Annotated in this window: 22 protein-coding genes; 17 read left to right on the plus strand and 5 right to left on the minus strand. The window is 66.7% G+C overall.

What is annotated here, in order from left to right:
- Positions 1-14: 14 nt before the first annotated feature.
- Positions 15-497: an NUDIX hydrolase gene (locus tag ACFOPI_RS09540; protein WP_382173294.1), complete on the minus strand. Its 483-nt coding sequence runs from the start codon at positions 495-497 to the stop codon at positions 15-17.
- Positions 498-823: 326 nt separating this feature from the next.
- Here ACFOPI_RS09540 and ACFOPI_RS09545 point away from each other — a divergent pair, with 326 nt between their 5' ends.
- The 6 genes from ACFOPI_RS09545 to ACFOPI_RS09570 all read left to right on the plus strand — a co-directional run bounded on the left by ACFOPI_RS09545 (position 824) and on the right by ACFOPI_RS09570 (position 8019).
- Complete coding sequence (locus tag ACFOPI_RS09545; RefSeq protein ID WP_382173296.1) at positions 824-1516, plus strand: hypothetical protein; 693 nt, start codon at positions 824-826, stop codon at positions 1514-1516.
- A gap of 48 nt (positions 1517-1564) precedes the next feature.
- A complete protein-coding gene (locus ACFOPI_RS09550) occupies positions 1565-3187 on the plus strand; it encodes a Re/Si-specific NAD(P)(+) transhydrogenase subunit alpha (RefSeq protein WP_382173298.1) in 1623 nt (540 codons plus the stop codon).
- 16 nt (positions 3188-3203) lie between these two features.
- Positions 3204-4622, plus strand: coding sequence for a Re/Si-specific NAD(P)(+) transhydrogenase subunit beta (pntB, locus tag ACFOPI_RS09555; protein ID WP_382173300.1), 1419 nt, complete (start codon positions 3204-3206; stop codon positions 4620-4622).
- A gap of 216 nt (positions 4623-4838) precedes the next feature.
- Positions 4839-6536 (plus strand): long-chain-fatty-acid--CoA ligase, encoded by a 1698-nt coding sequence (locus tag ACFOPI_RS09560; RefSeq protein WP_382173302.1) that lies wholly within the window; start codon positions 4839-4841, stop codon positions 6534-6536.
- A 65-nt stretch (positions 6537-6601) separates the two neighbouring features.
- On the plus strand, positions 6602-7351 hold the full coding sequence (locus tag ACFOPI_RS09565) for a 5'-methylthioadenosine/adenosylhomocysteine nucleosidase (RefSeq protein WP_382173304.1): 750 nt from the start codon (positions 6602-6604) through the stop codon (positions 7349-7351).
- Complete coding sequence (locus ACFOPI_RS09570; protein ID WP_382173306.1) at positions 7348-8019, plus strand: dihydrodipicolinate reductase; 672 nt, start codon at positions 7348-7350, stop codon at positions 8017-8019. The genes ACFOPI_RS09565 and ACFOPI_RS09570 overlap by 4 nt, the downstream gene beginning before the upstream one ends.
- 12 nt (positions 8020-8031) lie before the next feature.
- Here ACFOPI_RS09570 and corA read toward each other — a convergent pair whose 3' ends face one another.
- Together corA and ACFOPI_RS09580 are read right to left on the minus strand one after the other, a co-directional pair.
- Positions 8032-9018 (minus strand): magnesium/cobalt transporter CorA, encoded by a 987-nt coding sequence (gene corA / locus ACFOPI_RS09575; RefSeq protein ID WP_066156869.1) that lies wholly within the window; start codon positions 9016-9018, stop codon positions 8032-8034.
- Positions 9019-9196: 178 nt separating this feature from the next.
- Entirely contained in the window at positions 9197-10465 is a 1269-nt protein-coding gene (locus tag ACFOPI_RS09580) for a patatin-like phospholipase family protein (RefSeq protein ID WP_382173308.1), read from the minus strand.
- A 43-nt stretch (positions 10466-10508) separates the two neighbouring features.
- Between ACFOPI_RS09580 and ACFOPI_RS09585 the strand changes: the two genes are divergently transcribed.
- The 4 genes from ACFOPI_RS09585 (at position 10509) to hprK (ending at position 13774) form a co-directional block, all read left to right on the plus strand.
- Complete coding sequence (locus tag ACFOPI_RS09585; protein ID WP_382173310.1) at positions 10509-11735, plus strand: MFS transporter; 1227 nt, start codon at positions 10509-10511, stop codon at positions 11733-11735.
- Positions 11736-11886: 151 nt separating this feature from the next.
- Positions 11887-12216 carry a ribosome hibernation-promoting factor, HPF/YfiA family gene (gene hpf, locus ACFOPI_RS09590; RefSeq protein WP_382173312.1) on the plus strand — a complete coding sequence of 110 codons (330 nt, stop codon included), beginning with the start codon at positions 11887-11889 and terminating at the stop codon, positions 12214-12216.
- A gap of 140 nt (positions 12217-12356) precedes the next feature.
- Positions 12357-12827, plus strand: coding sequence for a PTS sugar transporter subunit IIA (locus ACFOPI_RS09595; protein ID WP_382173474.1), 471 nt, complete (start codon positions 12357-12359; stop codon positions 12825-12827).
- Positions 12824-13774 (plus strand): HPr(Ser) kinase/phosphatase, encoded by a 951-nt coding sequence (hprK, locus tag ACFOPI_RS09600; protein WP_066156855.1) that lies wholly within the window; start codon positions 12824-12826, stop codon positions 13772-13774. Before ACFOPI_RS09595 ends, hprK begins: the two co-directional genes overlap by 4 nt.
- A 13-nt stretch (positions 13775-13787) precedes the next feature.
- Here hprK and fur read toward each other — a convergent pair whose 3' ends face one another.
- Positions 13788-14231 carry a ferric iron uptake transcriptional regulator gene (gene fur / locus ACFOPI_RS09605; RefSeq protein WP_382173313.1) on the minus strand — a complete coding sequence of 148 codons (444 nt, stop codon included), beginning with the start codon at positions 14229-14231 and terminating at the stop codon, positions 13788-13790.
- Between the two features lie 146 nt (positions 14232-14377).
- On the opposite strand from fur, the gene ACFOPI_RS09610 reads away from it, so the two are divergent.
- From ACFOPI_RS09610 to holA, 7 genes are all read left to right on the plus strand, one after another.
- Complete coding sequence (locus ACFOPI_RS09610) at positions 14378-14986, plus strand: outer membrane protein assembly factor BamE (RefSeq protein ID WP_382173315.1); 609 nt, start codon at positions 14378-14380, stop codon at positions 14984-14986.
- The gene (dapB, locus tag ACFOPI_RS09615) at positions 14983-15804 is read left to right on the plus strand and encodes a 4-hydroxy-tetrahydrodipicolinate reductase (RefSeq protein ID WP_382173317.1); all 822 of its coding nucleotides are present in this window, start codon (positions 14983-14985) and stop codon (positions 15802-15804) included. Before ACFOPI_RS09610 ends, dapB begins: the two co-directional genes overlap by 4 nt.
- A gap of 26 nt (positions 15805-15830) precedes the next feature.
- Entirely contained in the window at positions 15831-16496 is a 666-nt protein-coding gene (locus ACFOPI_RS09620) for a MotA/TolQ/ExbB proton channel family protein (protein WP_382173319.1), read from the plus strand.
- Complete coding sequence (locus tag ACFOPI_RS09625; protein ID WP_382173321.1) at positions 16493-16945, plus strand: ExbD/TolR family protein; 453 nt, start codon at positions 16493-16495, stop codon at positions 16943-16945. Before ACFOPI_RS09620 ends, ACFOPI_RS09625 begins: the two co-directional genes overlap by 4 nt.
- Before the next feature lie 75 nt (positions 16946-17020).
- Positions 17021-19711, plus strand: a complete 2691-nt coding sequence (gene leuS / locus ACFOPI_RS09630; protein WP_382173322.1) for a leucine--tRNA ligase — start codon at positions 17021-17023, stop codon at positions 19709-19711.
- Between the two features lie 51 nt (positions 19712-19762).
- Positions 19763-20332 (plus strand): LPS-assembly lipoprotein LptE, encoded by a 570-nt coding sequence (locus tag ACFOPI_RS09635; RefSeq protein ID WP_382173324.1) that lies wholly within the window; start codon positions 19763-19765, stop codon positions 20330-20332.
- Between the two features lie 4 nt (positions 20333-20336).
- On the plus strand, positions 20337-21395 hold the full coding sequence (holA, locus tag ACFOPI_RS09640; protein WP_382173326.1) for a DNA polymerase III subunit delta: 1059 nt from the start codon (positions 20337-20339) through the stop codon (positions 21393-21395).
- On the opposite strand, the gene ACFOPI_RS09645 is transcribed toward holA, so the two are convergent.
- A complete protein-coding gene (locus ACFOPI_RS09645; RefSeq protein WP_382173328.1) occupies positions 21358-22362 on the minus strand; it encodes a helix-turn-helix domain-containing protein in 1005 nt (334 codons plus the stop codon). The genes holA and ACFOPI_RS09645 overlap by 38 nt on opposite strands.
- Positions 22363-22394 lie beyond the last annotated feature (32 nt).

The raw sequence follows: 22394 nt of genomic DNA on the forward strand, positions 1-22394 counted from the left end.
AGTCCGGGCCGTGTTCAGCGCGCCTTGAACACCGACAGGTCGGTGTGCACCGTCTCCAGTGCGAAGCGCTGGCCCGCCAGGTGGTCCTCGATGCAGCGCAGCACCAGCGGGCTGCGATGGCGGTCGGCGCTGGCGCGCACCTCATCGGGCGTCATCCACAGGGTGCGCACGATGCCGGCGTCGAGCCGACGGGCGGCATCGAAGTCGCCCAGCTCGCCGCAGTAGGCGAAGCGCAGGTAGGTGATGTCTTCGCCGGTGCGTTCGCGCTGGAAGCGCGAGAGGTAGATGCCCACCAGCGCGGTCGGCCGGAAGGCGAAGGCCGTCTCCTCCAGCGCCTCGCGCGCCACGCCCTGTTCGGGGCTTTCGCCCGGGTCCAGGTGGCCGGCCGGGTTGTTCAGGCGAAGGCCTTCGGGCGTCTCTTCCTCCACCAGCAGGTAGCGGCCCTCGCGCTCGATGATCGCGGCCACGGTGACACTGGGTTTCCATCGGGTGTTCATGGCGCCATTATCCCGACCGACCGTTCGGGTGTTCCTTTGAACGGGACCTTCTGCCGCATCATGAAATTCCGCCGGAATGCGATGGGCCTCGGCGCACCCGGTGCTTGGTACAAACCCTTGTGCGACAAGGGCTTGCAGGTGGTGAAGGCCCGAAGGGCGTCGGTTAAGCTGGCGCGCTGCCAGGAGTGCCCGTGGACGGGTGCTGGCGCCGACCAGGGACGGCGCCCGGCTGGCGACACGAACAACACCGGGCGGAGGGCCCGGCACACACGATGGGAACCAACAAGATGTCCAGAGGAATGTGGAAGGCTACGGTCTGCGGGTGGATGCTGTGGGGGGCGGTGGCCGGCCACGCGGCCGAGTTCTCGGTCGGGCGGGTGGACATCCGGTTCGCCGACGAGGGCTGGAAGGAGGTGCCCCTGCCGGATGCGGCGCAGGCCTACGGCGGAGACCGATCGGGCGCGCTGGCGGTCCGCGAGAAGCTGTTTGTCCGCGATGGGGGCGCCAGTGAAACGCCTGTGCTGGTTCTGGTGAGCGCCAATTCGGACGGCCTGGGCGGCGGCCGGGGCGGATACATGACGTACTCGGTGGAATGCAAGTCCGATGAACACAACTACCGCGAAGGCAACGAGGGCTTCCGGGCCAGCTTTGCACAGTGCCTGACCGTGACGCCCTTGTACGACGGCCCCAGCGTGATCAAGGCCCTGGCGCCGCAATTGGAGACTGCTCTCAAGTTCGAAGGCGGCGAGACGCCTCCGTTCTACACCGTGTGGAGTCGGCACGCGATCTCCACGGGCTCGTTCGTGGACGTGCGCGTCTTCACGGTGCTTCCGATCAGCGCCGACGGCGCTGCGGCCGGTGGCGCGCTACCCAAGGACGTGTCGCCCGCCCATGTGGTGTGGGGCCGCCAGCTCAAGGACGCAGTCAAGAGCAGCGTCTATTCGCTCTCCGGTCGTCTGGACATGCCGCCCATCAAGCTGGTTGCACCGCCTCAGCCTGCCGCGGGCGGCGGTGGCTGACCCGACGCACCGCCCTGTTTTTTGAACTCCCTGCATCAAGGACCTTCCATGACCACTGGCGCCCCGACCGACACCGCCGCTGCCACCCCGCAGCGCATCGGTATCCCCCGTGAAATCTTCCCCGGCGAGAAACGCGTGGCCACCGTGCCCGACGTGGTCACCAAGCTCGCCAAGCTGGGCTTCGGCGTGGTGGTGGAGACCGGTGCCGGCGAACTGGCCGACCTGTCCGACGACGCCTACCGCGAAGCGGGCGCGTCCATCGCCGGCTCGACCGCCGAGCTGTGGAACAGCGCCGACATCGTCTTCAAGGTGCGCCCGCCGACTACCGACGAAGTGGCGCTGATGCACGCGGGTCAGACCCTGATCGGTTTCGTCTGGCCGGCCCAGAACCCCGACCTGATGCAGCTGCTGGCGGCGAAGAAGGTCACGGTGCTGGCCATCGACTGCCTGCCGCGCACGCTCAGCCGCGCACAGAAGATGGACGCGCTGACCTCAATGGCCGGCGTCAGCGGCTACCGCGCCGTGGTCGAGGCGGCCAACGCTTTCGGCCGCTTCTTCAACGGCCAGATCACCGCCGCGGGCAAGGTGCCACCGGCCAAGGTGTTCATCGCCGGTGCCGGTGTGGCGGGGCTCGCCGCCATCGGCGCGGCCGCCAGCCTGGGCGCCATCGTGCGCGCCAACGACACGCGCGCCGAGGTGGCCGACCAGGTGGTCTCGCTCGGTGGCGAATTCGTCAAGGTGGACTACGAGGAAGAGGGCTCGGGCGGCGGCGGTTACGCCAAGGTCATGAGCGAGGGCTTCCAGGCCGCGCAGCGCGAGATGTACGCGAAGCAGGCGCGCGAGGTCGACATCATCATCACCACCGCGCTGATCCCAGGCAAACCGGCGCCCAAGCTCATCACTGCCGAGATGGTGCGCAGCATGAAGCCCGGCAGCGTGATCGTCGACATGGCGGCCGAGCAGGGTGGCAACTGCGAACTCACCGAGCCGGGCAAGGCCGTCGTCAAGCACGGCGTGACCATCGTCGGCTACACCGACCTGGCCTCGCGCATGGCGCGCCAGTCGTCCACGCTCTACGGCACCAACCTGTTCCGCCTGACCGAAGAGCTGTGCAAGACCAAGGACGGCGTGATCAACGTCAACATGCAGGACGACGCGATCCGCGGCCTGACCGTCATCAAGGACGGCGAGATCACCTGGCCCGCCCCTCCGATCGCGGCCGCACCCAAGCCGCCGGCCAAGCCCGCGGTGGCCGCGCCCAAGGCCCCCGCCCACGGCCATGGCCCGGGTGAGCCGATGTCGGCCAAGACGCTGGCCATCGTGTTCGGCCTCGGTGCGGTGCTTTTCGCGCTGGTCGGCCTCTACGCGCCGGCCTCGTTCCTGTCGCACTTCACGGTGTTCGTGCTGGCCTGCTTCGTGGGCTACATGGTGGTCTGGAACGTCACGCCCTCGCTGCACACGCCACTGATGAGCGTGACCAACGCGATCAGCTCGATCATCGCGATCGGTGCATTGATCCAGGTTGCGCCACCGCTGGATGCCGCCGGTGCCGCCGATCGGCCCAACACCCTGATCCTGGGCTGTGCCGTGCTGGCGCTGGTGCTCACGGCGATCAACATGTTCGGCGGCTTCGCCGTCACGCGCCGCATGCTGGCGATGTTCCGCAAATAAGAAGAGGACGACTCCCATGACCTCCAGTCTGGCCACCATGGCCTACATCGGCGCCACCATCCTGTTCATCCTCAGCCTGGGTGGGCTGTCCAACCCCGAGACCGCCCGCCGCGGCAACCTGTTCGGCATGGTCGGCATGACCATCGCCGTGCTCGCCACCGTGCTCGGCCCGCGCGTCACCGCCGCCGGCATCCCCTGGATCGTCGGCGCCCTCGTGGTCGGCGGTGCCATCGGCCTGATCGCCGCCAAGAAGGTGCAGATGACGCAGATGCCCGAGCTGGTCGCGCTCATGCACAGCCTGGTGGGCCTGGCGGCCTGCCTGGTGGGCTTTGCCAGCTACGTGGACACCTCGACCGTCTTCGCCACACCGGCCGAGAAGGCCATCCACGAGATGGAGATCTACATCGGCATCCTGATCGGCGCCGTCACCTTCTCGGGTTCCATCGTCGCCTTCGGCAAGCTCTCGGGCCGCATCGGCGGCAAGCCGCTGCTGCTGCCAGCGCGCCACTGGCTCAACCTGGCCGGCCTGCTGGTCGTCATCTGGTTCGGTCGCGCCTTCCTGAACGTCCACGACATCCAGGCCGGCATGACGCCGCTGATCGTGATGACGGTGATCGCGCTGCTCTTCGGCATCCACATGGTGATGGCCATCGGCGGCGCCGACATGCCGGTCGTGGTGTCCATGCTCAACAGCTACTCCGGCTGGGCCGCGGCGGCCACCGGTTTCATGCTGAGCAACGATCTGCTGATCGTGGTCGGCGCCCTGGTGGGTAGCTCGGGTGCGATCCTGAGCTACATCATGTGCCGCGCGATGAACCGCAACTTCATCAGCGTGATCGCCGGCGGCTTCGGCGGCGGCGCACCCGCGCCCAAGGCCGCCGCGGGTGCCGCGGCCGAACCGCAGGGCGAGGTGACGCCAGTCAGCGCGACCGAAACCGCCGAGCTGCTGCGCGAAGCCAAGAACGTGATCATCGTGCCCGGCTACGGCATGGCCGTGGCACAGGCCCAGCACACGGTGTTCGAGATCACCAAACTCCTGCGCGAGAAGGGCGTGAACGTGCGCTTCGGCATCCACCCGGTGGCCGGCCGCATGCCGGGTCACATGAACGTGCTGCTGGCCGAAGCCAAAGTGCCCTACGACATCGTGCTGGAGATGGACGAGATCAACGAGGACTTCCCGGACACCGACGTGACCATGGTGATCGGCGCCAACGACATCGTGAACCCGGCCGCGCAAGACGACCCGACCAGCCCCATCGCCGGCATGCCGGTGCTTGAAGTCTGGAAGGCGCGCACCAGCATCGTGATGAAGCGCTCCATGGCCAGCGGCTACGCCGGCGTGGACAACCCGCTGTTCTACAAGGACAACAACCGCATGCTGTTCGGCGACGCCAAGAAGATGCTGGACGAGGTGCTGGCCGCGCTGCGGGGCTGAGACCGCTGGTCACCCTGCCAAGGCCCGGTGAGTCCGGGCCTTGTTCTTTTTTGACCTGGCTGGCAGAGCTTTCACTTTTGATAGCGGGAAAGGTTCAAGAATTGCCGCCCGTGGACCATGCGTCAGAATCGCGTCAGGGAAAACACGCGCTCGGGGTTCCGGGCCTGACCGGGAAAATGCATGCTGAACGACAACATCGACCCTGGAGACCCTTTCATGACTGAACCGACGCAGGCGTCCGCCGCCCGCCCCTGGCTGGGTGCGTATCCGGACGGTGTGCCGGCCGACATCGACGTCGAGCAATACCCTTCGCTGGTGCACCTGCTGGAAGAGAGCTTCCAGAAACACGCCGCCAGCACCGCCTACAGCTTCATGGGCAAGGACGTGGGCTATGCGCAGGTCGACAGCCTGTCGCAGGCGTTCGCGGCCTACCTCCAGGGCCTCGGTCTGGTCAAGGGCGACCGCGTCGCGATCATGATGCCCAACGTGCCTCAGTACCCGGTGGCGGTGGCGGGCATCCTGCGCGCAGGCTTCGTGGTGGTCAACGTCAACCCGCTCTACACCGCACGCGAGCTGGAGCACCAGCTCAAGGACTCGGGCGCCAAGGCCATCGTCATCATCGAGAACTTTGCTGCGACGCTGGAGCAATGCATCGCAGCGACGCCGGTCAAGCACGTGGTGCTGGCGGCCATGGGCGACCTGCTGGGCCTGATCAAAGGCGGCATCGTCAACTACGTGGTGCGCAACGTGAAGAAGATGGTGCCTGCCTTCGATCTGCCGCAGGCGGTGCGCTTCAACGAGGCCATTGCGCGTGGCACCCGCGGCACGCTCAAGCGCCCCGACATCCGCCCCGACGACGTGGCGGTGCTGCAGTACACCGGCGGCACCACCGGCGTCTCCAAGGGCGCGGTGCTGCTGCACCGCAACGTGCTGGCCAACGTGCTGCAGTCCGAGGCCTGGAACGCGCCGGTCATGAGCAAGGTGCCGGCCGGCGAGCAGACCACCAGCGTTTGCGCCCTGCCGCTGTACCACATCTTCGCCTTCACGGTGAACATGATGCTGGGCATGCGCACTGGCGGCAAAGTGATCCTGATCCCCAACCCGCGCGACCTGCCGGCCGTGCTGAAGGAGCTGAGCGAGCACACCTTCCACAGTTTCCCAGCCGTGAACACGCTGTTCAACGGCCTGGCCAACCACCCCGACTTCCACACCGTGAACTGGCGCAACCTCAAGGTCTCGGTCGGCGGCGGCATGGCGGTGCAGGGTGCCGTGGCCAAGCTCTGGCTGGAGAAGACGGGCTGCCCGATCTGCGAGGGCTATGGTCTGTCCGAAACCAGCCCGTCGGCCACCTGCAACCCGGTGACCAACACCGAGTTCACCGGCACCATCGGCGTGCCGCTGCCCAACACCTGGCTCAAGTGTCTGGACGACGATGGCAACGAGGTGCCCCAGGGCCAGCCGGGCGAGATCGCGATCAAGGGCCCGCAGGTCATGGCCGGCTACTGGCAGCGGCCAGACGAGACGGCCAAGGTCATGACCGCCGACGGGTTCTTCAAGACCGGCGACGTGGGCATCATGGACGCACGCGGCTACTTCAAGATCGTGGACCGCAAGAAGGACATGGTGCTGGTCAGCGGCTTCAATGTCTATCCCAACGAGGTCGAGGACGTGGTGGCCCAGTTGCCGGGCGTGATGGAGTGCGCTGTGGTCGGGGTGCCCGACGAGAAGTCGGGCGAGGCGGTCAAGCTGGTGATCGTCAAGAAAGATCCGGCGCTGACCGAGGCGCAGGTGCGCGAGTTCTGCAAGGCCAACCTCACCGGCTACAAGCAGCCCAAGGTGGTCGAGTTCCGCACGGAGATGCCCAAGACGCCGGTGGGCAAGATTCTTCGGCGCGAATTGCGCGACAAGAAGTAGTTGTGGCGGCTGCGACACAATGACAGGGCGGCTTCGGCCGCCTTTGTCATTTCCGGAGCCCTTGCATGACCCGCATCGCCATCGTTTCGGCACTGCACGACGAACTTGCCAGCGTGCTGGCCTTGATGCCCGACGAGCACAAGGAGGCGGTGGGCGGGCGCGAGTTCTGGGTCGGACACCTGCACGGGCAGGACGTGGTCGCAGTGCTGTCGGGCATCGGCAAGGTGTCGGCGGCCACGACCGCGGCCCTGCTGATCGACCGCTTCAAGGTGCAGCGCATCGTGTTCACCGGCGTGGCCGGCGGGCTGGGCCCGGGTGTGAAGGTCGGCGACATGGTGCTGGCGCGCTCGTTCCTTCAGCACGACATGGACGCTTCGCCGCTGTTTCCCCGCCATGAGGTGCCGCTGTACGGCCGCGCCCGCTTCGAGGCCGATGCGGCCCTTACCGACGCGCTGGAACTGGCCTGCGAGCGCATGCTGCACAGCCTGCCGCAGCAGCTGGATGCATCCACGGTGGAAGCGTTCGGTCTGCAGGGGCCGCGCCTGCACCAGGGCCTGCTGATCAGCGGCGACCGCTTCGTCGCCACCACGGCCGAGAGCCAAGCGTTGCAGCGCGAACTGCCCGATGCGCTGGCGGTGGAAATGGAAGGCGCGGCCTTTGCCCAGGTGTGTCACGACTTCGGCGTGCCGCTGGCGGTGGTGCGCACCATCTCCGACCGCGCCGACGACGCGGCACACGTGGATTTCCCTCGCTTCCTGCGCGAGGTGGCGTCCCGCTACAGTGGCGCGCTGATCGACACCCTGCTGCGCGCATGAACCCTCCATCTCTGCTGATCGCCGGCTCCGGCAAGCTGGCGCGCGAACTGCTCACGGGTCTGGCGCCCGACGCCAAGCCATGGCGCGACCGGGCGGACACTGGCACGGTGCGGGCGGTGGTGCACGCTGGCTCCGGGCGCGAGTTGCCCGAGATCCTGCACTTCTGCCGCGAGCGATCCGTGCCGCTGATTGAACTATCCACCGGCACCGGGGTCTCGGACCTGGCTAACGGCGTGCCGGTGGTGGTGTGCGCCAATGCCAACCTGCTGATGCTCAAGTTCATGGCCATGCTGGCGCGTTGCGGGCCCTGGTTCCGCGGTGAATCCGTGCGCCTGACCGAATCGCACCAGGCCGGCAAGACTTCGGTGCCAGGCACGGCGGTGGCCCTGGCGGCGTCGCTCGGCTTGGCGCCCGAGGCCATCGTTTCGGTGCGCGATCCGGCGCTGCAATCGGCGGGTCTGGGCATCCCGGACGCCGACCTGGGGCGCCACGCCTTCCACCGCATCGAGATCGGAGAGGGCGACTGCCAGTTGCGCCTGGAGACCCTGGTGACGGGCAGCGCGCCCTATGCCGAGGGCGTGCGGCGCATCGTCGTAGCGGCATTGACTCATCCGCTGGAGCCGCGCTGCCACGACGTGGTCGAGTTCATCGACAAAGGCTGGCTGTGACCTGCCCGGTCCCTACTTGAGCCAGCCGCGCTTGCGGAAGTACAGCATCGGCACCACCGCCGACAGCACCATCAACCCGAGCGCGAACGGGTAGCCCCACTTCTGGCTCAGCTCGGGCATGTACTGGAAGTTCATGCCGTAGAGGCTGGCGATCAGCGTCGGCGGCAGCAAAGCGACACTGGCCACCGAGAAGATCTTGATGATCTTGTTCTGGTTGATGTTGATGAAACCGACCGTCGCGTCCATCAGGAAGTTGATCTTGTCGAACAGGAAGGCGGTGTGGCCGTCCAGCGAATCGAGGTCGCGCAGGATCTGGCGCGCGTCCTCGAACTGCTCGGCGTTCAGCATGCGGCTGCGCATCAGGAAGCTCACCGCGCGGCGGGTGTCCATCACGTTGCGGCGGATGCGCCCGCTCATGTCCTCGTGGCGCGCGATGGCGGCCAGCACCTCGCCGGCTTTGTTGTCCGTCACGTCGCCCGCGAGCACCTGGCGGCTGACGGTTTCGAGGTCGTCATAGATGTCTTCGAGCGTGTCGGCACAGTACTCGGCGTCGGCGTCGAACAGCATCAGCAGCACGTCCTTGGCGTCCTCGATCAGGCCGGGCATGCGGCGCGCGCGCATGCGCAGCAGCCGGAAGACCGGCACGTCCTCGTCGTGAATGGAGAACAGCACGCCCTGGCTCTTGAGTTCGGCGTTGTGCTGGTTGAGGATGAAGGCCACGCGGATGGCGCGCGGATTCTCCTCGTCGTCGATCAGGAAGTCTGAGCGGATGTGGAGTTCGCCGTTGTCTTCCTCGAAGAAGCGCGCCGACTCCTCGATGTCGTCGTCCATCGCGTCTTCGGGGATGGACAGGCCGAAGTGCTGCTTGACCCAGCGCCGCTCTTCGGGCGTGGGGTTTTCCAGGTCGACCCAGATGGGCTTGAATCGGGTCAGCGCTTCGAGCGACTCGATTTCTTCCTGGAACAGGCGGCCATTGGCCAGGGTGAAGACGTTGAGCATGGGGGCTCCCGGGCGGGTGGTCTGGCGAAACCGGGCGCAGGCGCGCCACGGTGGGCGGTTCGGGCGGCGCTTTCAGCCGGCCGGCCGCCTGCGCATCAGACGGTCGCGGGGAGGGCTGAAAGCACACAACTGGGCGGTGTGCTTTCCATGAGGCTCTTTCGGGAACGGGGAGCCCGGATTATGGCATCGCCACACCGGGCGAAGAGGCGGCGAGAGGCGCGAAAAAGGCCTTGATTTCGGCCTGGCGGCGCCAGGCATCGTGTTCGCCCAGCTCCATCAGCGCGTTGACGAAGGGCGGTTCGAACATCAGGTAGCTGGCCAGCGAGGCCGCGCTGCCGGCTGCGCCGCGCCCGGTGTCCAGGGCGCCCAGTCCGATCAGGGTGTTGCGGGTGGCTAAAGGCAGGCTGGCAATGTGCTTGTGGGTCAGCTCGTCCAGAGAGAAGCTGGGCTGCAGGGCCAGCACCCGTACCGGGTGGTAGGGCAGGGCGGCGGCCAGTCCTTGGGGCAACTGCGCAATGGTCTGGCTCACGCGCTGGGCCTGTTCGACATCGGCTTGCAGTGTGTCGTGAAACACGCTGGCCATGGCGTGGCCGGCGATGGTGCCTGCGGTGGGCTCGTCGGCCACGCGGACCGCCAGTCCCGAGCGCTGGGGCTGGCCGGCGCCGATGGCCAGGATGCGGCGAGCGCCGAAATGGATGGCGGGCGACAGTGGGGAGAGCTGGCGCATCGAACCGTCTCCGAAATGCTCCCGGTGGCCGTCGACCCACAGCGGCACAGCCGGAAACAGGAAGGGGATGGCGCTGGAGGCCATCAGATGCTCAACGGTGACGGGCTGGAAGTCGGCGCGCCGGCCCGGCCGGTGCCAGGGCTGCACCGGGTGTTTCGGCCGTGTCTGGCAGAAGGTCCAGTGTTCACCGGTGGAGTAGCTGGACGCGGTCACGCCCAGGGCTTCCAGGTGGCCATCGGCCAGCCCGAGCTCCAGACTGCGCAGATCGATGGCCCGGTGCAGGGTGTCCACCAGCGGCAGCGTGTCGAGCAGGGCGCGGTGGCGGCGCACCTGGCGCGCCAGCGTGAGTCCGGCGACGACGCGGTTGGCGCGCACCCAGGTCGGCGCTTCCAGCCGGTAGACACGTTCCGAACGCAGGGCGCTCCAGAACGCGGCCAGGTCATGAAAGGCCTGCAGATCCAGCGCGGCGCGGCTGGCCAGGAAGGTGGCGTTGAGCGCGCCGGCCGAGGTGCCGAACAGCCAGCGAAAGGGAAATCCGCGGTCGGTCACCGATCCGTCGCTGCGCCAGTGGCCGTGCATCACGGCGATGGCCTTGAGCACACCGGCCTGGTAGGCGGTGCGCGCACCACCACCCATCAGGACCAGCGCGCAGGCGCCGTCGTCCGCCGGCGCAGGGGTCGGGCTCAGCAGGTTGTAGGTGATCAGCGTATCGAGGGACACAGATGAGGGCCGGCGCGTACAGTGGCGGGTTGTCCCGAAAATCATGACACAACATTCCCTTGCTCCCGGTCGCGAGCGCTGGCTGCTGCTGACCATCGCTGGCATCCAGTTCACGCACATCCTCGACTTCATGATCATGATGCCGCTGGGGCCGCAGTTCACGCGGCTGTTCGGCATCAGTGACGCGCAGTTCGGGTTGCTGGTGTCGGCCTACACGTTCTCGGCCGGTTTTTCCGGCCTCGCGGCGGCGACCTATGTCGACCGGTTTGACCGCAAACGACTGCTGCTGGTGCTGTACGGACTGTTCGCGCTGGCCACCCTGGCCTGTGGCCTGGCGCCGGGCTATGGCTTTCTGATGGTGGCGCGCGTCGCTGCCGGGTTGTTCGGTGGCGTGCTGTCGGCGCTGTCGCAGACCATCGTGGCCGACGTGGTGCCGTTCGAGCGACGCGGGCGCGCCATGGGCATCGTGATGTCCTCTTTTTCGTTCTCCACCGTGGCCGGTGTGCCGATCGGCCTGTTCCTGGCCTCGCACTGGGGCTGGCAACTGCCTTTCCTCGCCATTGCCGGCCTCAGCGGTGTGCTGGCGGTGGCGGCGGCGCTCACGCTGCCGCCCATGCGCGGACATCTGCAGGCCCATGGCCAGTCCTCGGCCTGGCGCGCCATTGGCCGCGTGCTGGCCAACGGCAACCACCTGTGGGCGTTTGGGTTTTCGGCGCTACTGGTGTTTGCGGGGTTCTGCGTGATCCCGTTCATCACCATCTACCTGCAGTCCAACGCCGGCGTCCTGCCCGAGCAGGTTCCCTATATCTACCTGGTCGGCGGCGTCACGACCCTGGTCACAGCCCGTTGGATCGGGCGCGTGACCGACCGACGGGGCAAGGTGTCGGTGTTCAGTGTGCTGGCCGCCATCGTCACGGTACCGATCCTGACGATGACCCTGCTGCCGCCTTGGCCCCTGCCGGTCATCCTGGTCGCGACCACAGCCCTGTTCGTGTTTCTCAGTGGGCGCATGATCCCCGGCATGGCCCTCATCACCGGTGCCGCCGATCCGTCCCTGCGTGGCACCTTCATGGCGCTCAACGGGGCGGTGCAGTCGGCTTCGATGGGGTTCGCTTCTTTCCTGTCCGGTCTGATCATCGGTCGCGATGCTTCAGGACAGGTGCAGAACTACTGGGTGGCGGGGGCGATTGGCGTTGGCGCCAGCCTCGCGTCCATCGCGCTGGCGCGCCGCCTGGTCATTCCTTCGGCCGCACCCGCGCGCCGGCCATGAATGCCAAGGTTTTCTTTGAAGCCCTTTGTTGCAGTGCAGGCTTGCGCCCCGGTGGAATCGTGGGCATAGTGGGTTCAAGACATCCCCGAGGCCGCAGGGGGGTCCGCCCACCGGCGGCTTGTGTCAACCCGGAGCATTAGGAGGCTCTTGTATGAACCTGACGATCAGCGGTCACCACCTCGAAGTCACCCCCGCCCTGCGCGGTTATGTCACTTCCAAACTGGAACGCATCTCCCGACACTTCGACCAGGTGGTCGACATCAAGGTGCTGCTGACGGTGGACAACCTCAAGGAAAAGGACCTGCGGCAAAAGGCCGAATGCAACATTCATGTCAAGGGGAAAGACCTGTTCGCGGAGTCCGCGCACGCCGACCTGTACGCCGCGGTCGATGAACTGGCCGACAAGCTCGACCGTCAGGTGTTGCGTTACAAGGACAAGGCGCAGGACCACCACCACGACTCGGCCAAACGCCTGATGTGAGTCCCCGCTGCGGCCCGCCGCCTTGGCGCCGGGCTTGCTGCAATGCAACAAGCCGCTTGGAAAGTCAAGCGGCTTTTTTGTGCCTGCTGTCTAGGCAAGCATTCTCAACTCGGCATAATTTGCGCTCCGAAGAGGCCCAAATGAACCGTCTATCCGTGATTCTGCCTGCCACCCAAGTGCTCGTTGGCGTGGATGCAACCAGCAAGAAGCGTGCTTTCGAAGAGGCGGGCCTTCTGTTTGAAACCCTGCATGGTCTCAACCGTGCGTTGATCACCGACAGCCTGTTTGCCCGTGAGCGCTTGGGTTCCACCGGACTGGGCCATGGTGTGGCCATTCCCCATGGCCGCATCAAGGGGCTCAAACAACCGCTGGCCGCCGTGTTTCAGCTGGCCAACCCGATCGGCTTCGACGCGCCCGACGAGCAACCGGTGCAGTTGATGATCTTCTTGTTGGTTCCGGAGGCGGCCACGCAGAAACATCTGGAAATCCTCTCCGAGATCGCCGAACTGCTCAGCGACAGCCCGCTGCGCGAGCAGATGAAGAGCTCGACCGACGCCGCTGCCTTGCACGCGCTCATTACCGGTTGGCAGTCGGCCCACGCGGCCGCATGAAACCTACCGTTGTCAGCGCCGACGTTCTTTTCGAAGACCACCGAGACGCGCTGAAGTGGCAATGGGTTGCCGGGCTCGGAGCGTCCGAGCGCCGGTTCGACGAAGTCGCGGTGCGCGAAGCCCGCTCGGGCGCAGATCTGGTTGGCTACCTCAACTACATCCACCCGTACCGTGTCCAGGTGTTCGGTGAGCGGGAGATGGCTTACCTCACCAGCCCCAGCGACGACGACAACCGGCGCCGTATCGCGCGCATCGTGACTTTGGAGCCGCCGGTGCTGATCGTGGCCGATGGCCAGGCGGTGCCCGATCCGCTGATGGCGATGGCCGAGCGCGCGCAGATCCCGATGTTCGCGACGCCCGAGCCGGCCGCGTTCGTGATCGATGTGCTGCGGGCCTACCTCTCGCGGCACTTTGCCGACCGGTCGTCCATGCACGGCGTGTTCATGGACATCCTGGGCATGGGTGTGATGATCACTGGCGAGTCGGGCCTGGGCAAGAGCGAGCTGGGGCTGGAGCTGATTTCTCGCGGTCATGGTCTGGTGGCAGACGATGCGGTGGACCTCTACCGCATCAACCAGACCAGCGTGGAGGGCCGCTGTCCCGAACTGCTGCAGAACCTGCTGGAGGTGCGTGGCATCGGCCTGCTGGACATCAAGGCGATCTTCGGCGAGACCGCGGTACGCCGCAAGATGCGCTTGCAGCTCATCGTGCACCTGGTTCGGAAAGAGACCATGGAGCGGGACTACGACCGGATGCCGCACGAGCCCCTGTACCAGGATGTGCTGGGCGTGCCAGTGAGGAAGGCTGTTATCCAGGTGGTGGCCGGCCGCAACATCGCCGTGCTGGTGGAGGCTGCGGTGAGAAACACCATCCTGCAGTTCCGCGGCATCGACACCTATCAGGAGTTCGTCTCGCGGCACCGCGCAGCCATGATGCGCAGCGAATGAACGAACGGGTGGGTCAGCGCTGATCAGCGGGCGCGGCGCGATGCGGGCAATCCGCCTTGCTGCAGGTGGCGTAGAGCGACAGGGCATGCTCCTGGAGCACGAAGCCCCGGGTCTTGGCAATCATCTGCTGGCGCTTCTCGATTTCCGGATCGAAGAACTCCTCGACCCGGCCGCAGTCGAGGCACACGAGGTGGTCGTGGTGCTGTCCCTCGTTGAGCTCGTAAACGGCTTTGCCGGACTCGAAGTTGCTGCGTGAGAGCAGGCCCGCCTGTTCGAATTGCATCAGCACGCGGTAGACCGTGGCGAGTCCGATGTCGGAGTGCTCTTCGAGCAGGATGCGGTAGACATCCTCGGCCGTCATGTGGCGGCGCTTGGCGTTTTGAAAGACTTCGAGGATCTTCAGCCGCGGCAGGGTGGCCTTCAGGCCCGTGCTCTTGAGTTCATCGATGTTGGACATGGCGGCAGAAGCGGGTGGCAATTGGGCGGCCGCCGGATCCCATCTGAACCCCGGGGCTACAATGGCCGGATCATATCGTCAGCGCGCGGCGGTGGTGCCAATGACCCGGGATTCCCGCGGTCGAGCGCTTTATCTGAGAGTCGCACATGCGCCTGTCTATCCTGAATCCCCTGACGCAGCCGCAGGCCCGAATCCGCAGTGCCGCATTGCCGCGTTCTGCCCTGGTGCTGGCTGCCTGCATGGCCCTCGGTGCCTGTTCCAGTGTGGGTGAGAAGATACCTTCCGCGTCCAGCGTGGCGGGTCTCGTGACCCCTTACAAGGTCGATGTCCTCCAGGGCAATGTGGTGACCCGCGAACAGACCCAGGCGTTGCAGCCGGGCATGGCGCGCGACCAGGTGCGTGGTGTGCTGGGCTCTCCTCTGCTGACCAGTGTCTTTCATGCCGACCGCTGGGACTATGTGTTCACTCTCAAGCGCCAGGGACAGCCGCCGCAGCAGCGAAGGGTGACCGTGTTCTTCAAGGGCGATGTCATGGAACGCATCGAGTCGGACGAACTGCCCAGCGAAACCGAGTTTGTCTCGTCCTTGGATGCCCGTCGCAAGGCCGAGAAGGTGCCGCCTCTGGAAGCCACCGAAGAGCAGCTCAAGGCCTTCCAGGCCCGCAATGCGGGGCCTGTGTCCGCCCCGGCGCCGACCGCTCCGGCCGCGCCTACCACCGCCTACCCGCCGCTGGAAGCCACGGGGGCGCCACGATGAGCCAGGCGACCGCCCATCTGCACCGGGTGTGCATCGCCGGTGCCAGCGGCCGCATGGGCCAAATGCTGGTCGAGGCGGTGCGCGGCAGTGGTGACTGCACGCTGACCGGCGCGCTGGATGTGACGACGAGCACCGCCATCGGCTTGGATGCCGGCGCGTTCTCCGGCAAGTCCACCGGGGTGGCGATCACCGCCGACCTCGCTGCTGGGCTGGCGGGAAGCCAGGTGCTGATCGACTTCACCCGTCCTGAGGGCACGATGGCGCACCTTCAGGCCTGCGTGGCGCACAAAGTCAATATGGTGATCGGCACCACCGGCTTCAGCGATGAGCAGAAGGCTCAGATCGCTGAGGCGGCGAAATTGATCGCCATCGTCATGGCGCCCAACATGAGTGTGGGCGTGAACGTCACGCTCAAACTGCTGGAGATGGCTGCCAAGGCCTTGTCGACCGGGTACGACATCGAGATCATCGAGGCCCACCACCGCCACAAGGTCGATGCCCCCAGCGGCACCGCCCTGAAGATGGGGGAGGTGATTGCCGACGCGCTGGGCCGCAATCTCAAGGACTGTGCGGTCTACGGCCGCGAAGGGGTGACCGGCGAACGCGATCCCTCGACCATCGGTTTTGCCACCGTGCGCGGCGGCGACATCGTGGGCGACCACACCGTGCTGTTCGCCGGCACCGGCGAGCGCATCGAGATCACCCACAAGTCAAGCAGCCGTGCCACCTACGCGCAGGGCAGTCTGCGCGCGTTGCGGTTCCTGGCTGGCCGGTCGTCCGGTCTGTACGACATGTTTGACGTGCTCGGCCTGCGCTGAGCGAGACGATACAAGGGGAGCGATTCATGGGTGGCGTCTGGCAAACCATCTGGCAAGGCGATGCGGTCAGCCGCGGTGTGGCCTTGCTGCTGCTGGCCATGTCGGTCGCGAGCTGGGTCGTGATCCTCTGGAAGGGCTGGTTGCTGCGCCGTGCTGTGCGCGACGTGCAGACCTCGACCGCCGCCTTCTGGCAGGCCGGTTACCTGGACGAGGCACAGCAACGGCTCAAGACCTTTGACCCGCGCCGTCTGGTGCTGCCCCTGCTGGAGGCCGCCAGGACCATCGAACAGGCTGCCCCGCAGACGCTGGCCGCCGCTGGTGACCGCTCGCAGCAGCTTACGCGCGTGCTGCGCGATGCGCTGCATCGGGTGCTGCACCGGCTCCAGTTCGGTCAGGTGCTGCTGGCCACGGTGGGCTCCACCGCCCCCTTCGTTGGCCTGCTGGGCACGGTGTGGGGCATCTACCATGCGCTCACCGAGATCGGCATCGACGGCAAGTTCCGCATCGAGCAGGTGTCTGGCCCCGTGGGCGAGGCGCTGGTCATGACGGCGGCCGGCCTGGCCGTGGCCATCCCGGCGGTGTTGGCCTACAACGTGCTGGGGCGTCAGATCGTCCGCATCGAGGCCGACCTCGAGGGCTTTGCGCGCGATCTGCGCGAACTGCTGGTGCACCACCAGGAGCGCGCACAGTGAGCTTCGGGCGACTGGAAAAGCCGGGCGGCAACCAGCCGATCAGCGACATCAACGTCACGCCGCTGGTGGATGTGATGCTGGTGCTGCTGGTGATCTTCATCATCACGGCGCCGCTGATGTCCAGTCGGCTGGAGCTGGAGCTACCCAAGGCCGAAGACAAGGCTGCGCAGGTCGAGGAGCCCGAGGCCTTTGTGTCGATCAGCGTCGACGCGCAAGGCCAGGTCTACTGGGACGAGCAGCCGGTGGATGCAGCCGCACTCCAGCAACGCCTGGAGGAGGTCGCCAAGCGCGACCCCGAAACCGAGCTGCAGCTGCGCGCCGACACCGCGGTGCCGTACGGGCGCATGGTGCAACTGATCGGGATGGCGCAGGCCGTTGGCCTTTCGCGCATCGGTTTTGTGGCCGATCCGGCCACGGGCGCGCCCACCGCACCGGTGCCAGGCCGCTGAACCGCAAGCCCTAAAATCAGGGGCGACGCAGTCCGCCGCCCCTTCCGAACGCCGGTCCAGTCCGGCCCCAGCCCCATGCAAGACAAATACGCCCACCAGGACGTCGAGCGCGCAGCGCACGCTCACTGGACCGCCACCGACGCCTACCGCGTGACCGAAGACGCGAGCAGGAAGAAGTTCTACGCCTGCTCCATGCTGCCTTACCCCAGCGGCAAGCTGCACATGGGCCACGTGCGCAACTACACCATCAACGACATGTTGACCCGGTACCTGCGCATGAACGGCCATAACGTGCTGATGCCCATGGGCTGGGACGCCTTTGGCCTGCCGGCCGAGAACGCGGCGCTCAAGAACGGCGTGCCGCCGGCGAAGTGGACCTACGAGAACATCGCTTACATGAAGAAGCAGATGCAGGCGATGGGCCTGGCCATCGACTGGTCGCGCGAAGTCGCCACCTGCTCACCCGACTACTACAAGTGGAACCAGTGGTTGTTCCTGAAGATGCTGGAGAAGGGCATCGCCTACCGCAAGACCCAGATCGTCAACTGGGACCCGGTGGACCAGACCGTGCTGGCCAACGAGCAGGTGATCGACGGCCGCGGCTGGCGCACCGGCGCGCTGGTCGAGAAGCGCGAGATCCCCGGTTATTACCTGAACATTACGGCCTATGCCGACGAACTGCTCACGCATGTGCAGCTGGGCAATGACAAGGCAACTCTCAATGGCTGGCCCGACAAGGTCCGCCTGATGCAGGAAAACTGGATCGGCAAGAGCGAGGGCGTGCGCTTCGCCTTCACGCACGACATCAAAGCGGTCGACGGGTCGCTGATCGGCGACGGCCGCATGTACGTGTTCACCACGCGTGCCGACACCGTCATGGGCGTGACCTTCTGCGCCGTGGCCGCCGAGCACCCGCTGGCCCAGCACGCCGCCACGACCAACCCCGCGCTGGCCGCCTTCATCGACGAATGCAAGACCGGCGGCACCACCGAAGCCGAGCTGGCCACGCAGGAAAAGAAGGGCATGGCCACCGGCCTGTTCGTCACCCACCCGCTGACCGGCGCCCAGGTCGAGGTCTGGGTCGGCAACTACGTGCTGATGAGCTACGGCGACGGCGCCGTGATGGGCGTGCCGGCGCACGATGAGCGCGACTTCGCGTTTGCGCTCAAGTACCAGCTGCCCATCAAGCAGGTCGTGGCAGTGGAAGGCGAGACCTTCTCTACCGACGCCTGGGCCGAGTGGTACGGCGACAAGCAGAAGTGTGTGTGCGTCAACTCGGGCGTGCTGGATGGCCTGAACCAGAAGGCCGCGGTGGACAAGGTCGCGTCGCTGCTGGCCGCCAAAGGTCTGGGCGAGAAGAAGACCACCTTCCGCCTGCGCGACTGGGGCATCAGCCGCCAGCGCTACTGGGGCACGCCGATCCCCATGATCCATTGCGACAGCTGTGGGTCGGTGCCGGTGCCCGAAAAGGATCTGCCGGTGGTGCTGCCGGAGGACCTGGTGCCGGACGGCAGCGGCAACCCGCTGAACAAGTGCGAGGCCTTCCTGAAGGTGGACTGCCCCTGCTGCGGCAAACCCGCGCGGCGCGAGACCGACACGATGGACACCTTCGTGGACTCGTCCTGGTACTTCATGCGCTATTGCGACCCGACCAATCCGGATGCGATGGTGGCCGGCGGTGCCGACTATTGGATGCCGATGGACCAGTACATCGGCGGCATCGAGCACGCCATCCTGCACCTGCTGTACGCGCGTTTCTGGACCAAGGTCATGCGCGACCTGGGCTTGGTTAAAGTGGACGAGCCTTTCACCAAGCTGCTGACGCAGGGCATGGTGCTCAACCACATCTACTCGCGCCGCACCGACAAGGGTGGCAAGGAGTATTTCTGGCCGCACGACGTGGAGCATGTGCTGGACGAAGGCGGCAAGATCGTCGGCGCCAAGCTCAAGAACGCGGTGGGTGACCTGCCGGCGGGCACGGCCATCGACTACGAGGGCGTGGGCACCATGTCCAAGTCCAAGAACAACGGCGTCGATCCGCAGGACCTGATCGAGAAGTACGGCGCCGACACCGCGCGCCTGTACACCATGTTCACCGCGCCGCCCGAGGCCACGCTGGAGTGGAACGACGCGGCGGTGGAGGGCAGCTACCGCTTCCTGCGCCGTGTCTGGAACCTGGGCGTCAAGCTGTCCCAGAGCGACTGGGCGGGTGCGGTGGCGGCGGCCCACGGGGCTGCGAGCCTGGATGACATCGCCTTCGGCAAGGCGGCCAAGGCCCTGCGTCTGGAGATCCACACCGTGCTCAAGCAGGTGGACTATGACTACCAGCGCATGCAGTACAACACGGTGGTCTCCGGTGCGATGAAGATGCTCAACGCGCTGGAGGACTTCAAGCAGTTCGACGACGCGGGCGCGCAGGTGGCGGTGATTGAGGGGTTCGGCATCCTGTTGCGTGCCCTGTACCCGGCCACGCCACACATCGCCCATGCGCTCTGGAGTGAACTGGGTTATGCGGGTGCGCTGGGCGATCTGCTGGATGCGCCGTGGCCCCGGGTGGACCCGGGGGCCCTGAAGCAGGACGAGATCGAGCTGGTGCTGCAAGTCAACGGCAAGCTGCGCGGCAGCGTGACCGTGCCGGCCGGCGCCGACAAGGCCTCCATCGAGGCCACCGCCCTGGCCAGCGAGGCTTTCCAGAAAGCCGCCAACGGTGCCGCGCCCAAGAAGGTCGTGGTGGTGCCCGGCCGTCTGGTGAACGTGGTGGTATAAAACTTCGATTCCCGTCGCATGTCCTCTTTCAACCGAGCGAGACCCCAAGCCATGGCCCCAGCTGTCCTGAAATCACCGGCCCGTCGGGCCGCCCTGCGTGGTCTGGCAGCGGCCGGTTCGGCAGGTCTTCTGGCCGGTCTGTCGGGCTGCGGATTTGCGCTGCGCCAGCCGCCCAAGTTCGCCTTCGAGTCGGTGCAGGTTGCCGGCTTTGAAAACACCTCGGTGTCCCGGTCGTTGCAGCAGGCGCTGGTGTCGTCGGGGCTGCGCGTGGTGAACTCGTCGGCCGCCGCCCAGGCGCCGGTGGATCCAGCGCAGGCCGCAGTGCCGCCGCAGGTGGTGCTCTTCGTCACCATGGATCGGCATGAGCGCGTGGTGTCCGGTCAGACCGACACCGGCCAGGTGCGGGAGCTCACCCTGCGCGCCCGTTTCCGCTTCCGGCTGACGACCCCGGCGGGAAAAATCCTGATCGGGGACTCCGAGCTGCTGCTGGAGCGCGACATCAGCTTCAGCGAAACGGTCGCCCTGGCCAAGGCCGCGGAAGAGAACCTGATGTTCCGCGACATGGATGGCGACATCGTGCAGCAGGTGCTGCGCCGACTGGCCGCCGTGAAGTCGCTCTGATCCCATGCAGCTTGCCGCCCCGCAGCTGGCCGGGCATCTGCAAAAGGGACTGCGCTCCCTCTACACGCTGCACGGTGACGAGCCCCTGCTGATCCAGGAGGGCGCGGACGCGATCCGCGCCGCTGCGCGCGCGCAGGGCTACACCGAGCGAACGGTGCACACCGTGGCCGGTGCCCACTACGATTGGAGCGAAGTCCTGGCGAGTGGCGGCTCGATGAGCCTGTTCGCCGACAGGCAACTGATCGAGATCCAGATCCCCTCGGGCAAGCCGGGAAAGGACGGCTCGCAGGTGCTGCAGCAGATCGCCGAAGCCGCGCGCGACAACGACTCGACGCTCACGCTGGTGCTGTTGCCGCGGCTCGACATGGCGACCCAGAAGGGCGCCTGGTTCGGTGCTCTGGACAGTTTTGGTGTCACGGTCCGGGTGGATCCGGTGGAGCGGCAGGCCCTGCCCGCCTGGATCGCCCAGCGACTGCAGGCCCAGGGCCAGCGTGTCGCTGCGGGTGAGGCGGGCCAGCGCACGCTGCAGTTCTTTGCCGACCGTGTGGAGGGCAACCTGCTGGCGGCGCACCAGGAAATCCAGAAGCTCGGCCTGCTCTATCCGGCCGGCGAGCTCGGCTTCGAGCAGATCGAAAGTGCGGTGCTGAACGTGGCCCGCTACACGCCCTTCAAACTGGCCGAGGCGGTGCTGGGCGGACAGGTGCTGCGGGCGCAGCGCATGCTCGAGGGCCTGCAGGCCGAGGGCGAGGCGGCGGTGCTGGTGCACTTTGCGCTGTCCGAGGACATCCGCACGCTGCACCGGGTACGGGGTGCTATGGACGCGGGCCGTCCGCTGCCCATGGCGCTGCGCGAGAGCCGCGTCTGGGGCGTCAAGGAAAAGCTCATGGAGCGTGCCCTGCCGCTGGTCCGGCCCGCGCAGCTGGCGCAGTGGCTGCAGGACGCGCACACGGTGGATGGCATCGTCAAGGGCCTCAAGCAGCCCGACTGGCCGGCCGACCCCTGGGATGCGCTGCACCGAATGGCGGTCAAAGTGGCGCAGTCGCTGGCCCCCCTGCGCGGCTGACTTGGTCGTCCGCTTGCCGCTGGGCGGCATTCCTGAAGTCGCTCGGCGTCAGGCCCGCGTGTTCGCGGAACACGCGGCTGAAGTGGGCGCCGTTGTTGAAGCCCCAGGCGAAGGCGATGTCGGTGATCGAGCGCTTGGCCAGGGCCGGGTCGCGCAGGTCGCGCATGCAGGCCTGCAGGCGCCGGCGCAGGATGTAGTGGGCGGGCGTGTCGTCCTCGTCGCTGAAGGCGTTGTAGAGGTGGCGCTTGCTGCAGTTCAACGCCTGGGCGATGCTGTCGATGGACAGGTGGGGGTCCCGCAGGTGCTGGCCGATGTGGGCGCGGATGCGGTCGCGGAAGGCTTCGAGCTGTGTGGCCCCTGTCTCACGCCCGGCCAGCTCCTGCAGCGACAGGCGCACCAGTTCCAGGATGGCGTTGCCCGCCCCACTGGCGGCGTCGCTGCTCATGCTTGGCAGCTCCAGGAAGGTGCTGCGCATGGTGTCCAGTGCCACCCTTGAAATGCCGCAGTGGCCGCCCACGTGGCGGCCCATCAGCGGGTCCAGCCGCAGGCCGCGTTCGGTCAGCTGCTCCTTGGGCAGCATCACGATCAGGTGTTCCGCGCGTTCGGGGTTCCCCACTTCGTAGCTGCCGGTGGTGTCGTAGATGGCCCAGCCGCCGGGCCTGACCCAGACCTGCCGGCCGTGCTGCTCGACGGCCGCACTGCCTTGCCAGGGCGCCACGATCTTGAGGTAGCTCGCGTCGCTGGCGCGCGCCACCTGCGGGCGTCTCAGCACGCGGTGGCGGTTGGCCTCCAGCCGCGTCATCACGACGTCACCGGCGCGCGCGGTCTGCACATGGCCGTCGAAGGTGGTGTCGCCGTACAGGTCGGACTCGAGCCCGAAAAACAGCCGGGCCATCCAGTCGCGCCAGAGCGCGGCGCGCTCGCTGGCGGGCGCCTCGTCGGTGGTCAGGGTCGTGGCTTCGGGCATGGCGAGGCTTCCTGGGAGTGAACAGAAATTAT

The sequence above is a fragment of the Hydrogenophaga luteola genome (assembly GCF_042648585.1).
Classification (GTDB): Bacteria; Pseudomonadota; Gammaproteobacteria; order Burkholderiales; family Burkholderiaceae_C; genus Hydrogenophaga; species Hydrogenophaga luteola.

What these genes read in the sequence shown, in the direction of transcription:
- ACFOPI_RS09540 (WP_382173294.1), bottom strand. Translation starts at nt 497, where the DNA reads ATGAACACCCGATGGAAACCCAGTGTCACCGTGGCCGCGATCATCGAG.
- ACFOPI_RS09545 (WP_382173296.1), top strand. Translation starts at nt 824, where the DNA reads ATGCTGTGGGGGGCGGTGGCCGGCCACGCGGCCGAGTTCTCGGTCGGG.
- ACFOPI_RS09550 (WP_382173298.1), top strand. Translation starts at nt 1,565, where the DNA reads ATGACCACTGGCGCCCCGACCGACACCGCCGCTGCCACCCCGCAGCGC.
- pntB (WP_382173300.1), top strand. Translation starts at nt 3,204, where the DNA reads ATGACCTCCAGTCTGGCCACCATGGCCTACATCGGCGCCACCATCCTG.
- ACFOPI_RS09560 (WP_382173302.1), top strand. Translation starts at nt 4,839, where the DNA reads ATGACTGAACCGACGCAGGCGTCCGCCGCCCGCCCCTGGCTGGGTGCG.
- ACFOPI_RS09565 (WP_382173304.1), top strand. Translation starts at nt 6,602, where the DNA reads ATGACCCGCATCGCCATCGTTTCGGCACTGCACGACGAACTTGCCAGC.
- ACFOPI_RS09570 (WP_382173306.1), top strand. Translation starts at nt 7,348, where the DNA reads ATGAACCCTCCATCTCTGCTGATCGCCGGCTCCGGCAAGCTGGCGCGC.
- corA (WP_066156869.1), bottom strand. Translation starts at nt 9,018, where the DNA reads ATGCTCAACGTCTTCACCCTGGCCAATGGCCGCCTGTTCCAGGAAGAA.
- ACFOPI_RS09585 (WP_382173310.1), top strand. Translation starts at nt 10,509, where the DNA reads ATGACACAACATTCCCTTGCTCCCGGTCGCGAGCGCTGGCTGCTGCTG.
- hpf (WP_382173312.1), top strand. Translation starts at nt 11,887, where the DNA reads ATGAACCTGACGATCAGCGGTCACCACCTCGAAGTCACCCCCGCCCTG.
- ACFOPI_RS09595 (WP_382173474.1), top strand. Translation starts at nt 12,357, where the DNA reads ATGAACCGTCTATCCGTGATTCTGCCTGCCACCCAAGTGCTCGTTGGC.
- hprK (WP_066156855.1), top strand. Translation starts at nt 12,824, where the DNA reads ATGAAACCTACCGTTGTCAGCGCCGACGTTCTTTTCGAAGACCACCGA.
- fur (WP_382173313.1), bottom strand. Translation starts at nt 14,231, where the DNA reads ATGTCCAACATCGATGAACTCAAGAGCACGGGCCTGAAGGCCACCCTG.
- ACFOPI_RS09610 (WP_382173315.1), top strand. Translation starts at nt 14,378, where the DNA reads ATGCGCCTGTCTATCCTGAATCCCCTGACGCAGCCGCAGGCCCGAATC.
- dapB (WP_382173317.1), top strand. Translation starts at nt 14,983, where the DNA reads ATGAGCCAGGCGACCGCCCATCTGCACCGGGTGTGCATCGCCGGTGCC.
- ACFOPI_RS09620 (WP_382173319.1), top strand. Translation starts at nt 15,831, where the DNA reads ATGGGTGGCGTCTGGCAAACCATCTGGCAAGGCGATGCGGTCAGCCGC.
- leuS (WP_382173322.1), top strand. Translation starts at nt 17,021, where the DNA reads ATGCAAGACAAATACGCCCACCAGGACGTCGAGCGCGCAGCGCACGCT.
- ACFOPI_RS09635 (WP_382173324.1), top strand. Translation starts at nt 19,763, where the DNA reads ATGGCCCCAGCTGTCCTGAAATCACCGGCCCGTCGGGCCGCCCTGCGT.
- holA (WP_382173326.1), top strand. Translation starts at nt 20,337, where the DNA reads ATGCAGCTTGCCGCCCCGCAGCTGGCCGGGCATCTGCAAAAGGGACTG.
- ACFOPI_RS09645 (WP_382173328.1), bottom strand. Translation starts at nt 22,362, where the DNA reads ATGCCCGAAGCCACGACCCTGACCACCGACGAGGCGCCCGCCAGCGAG.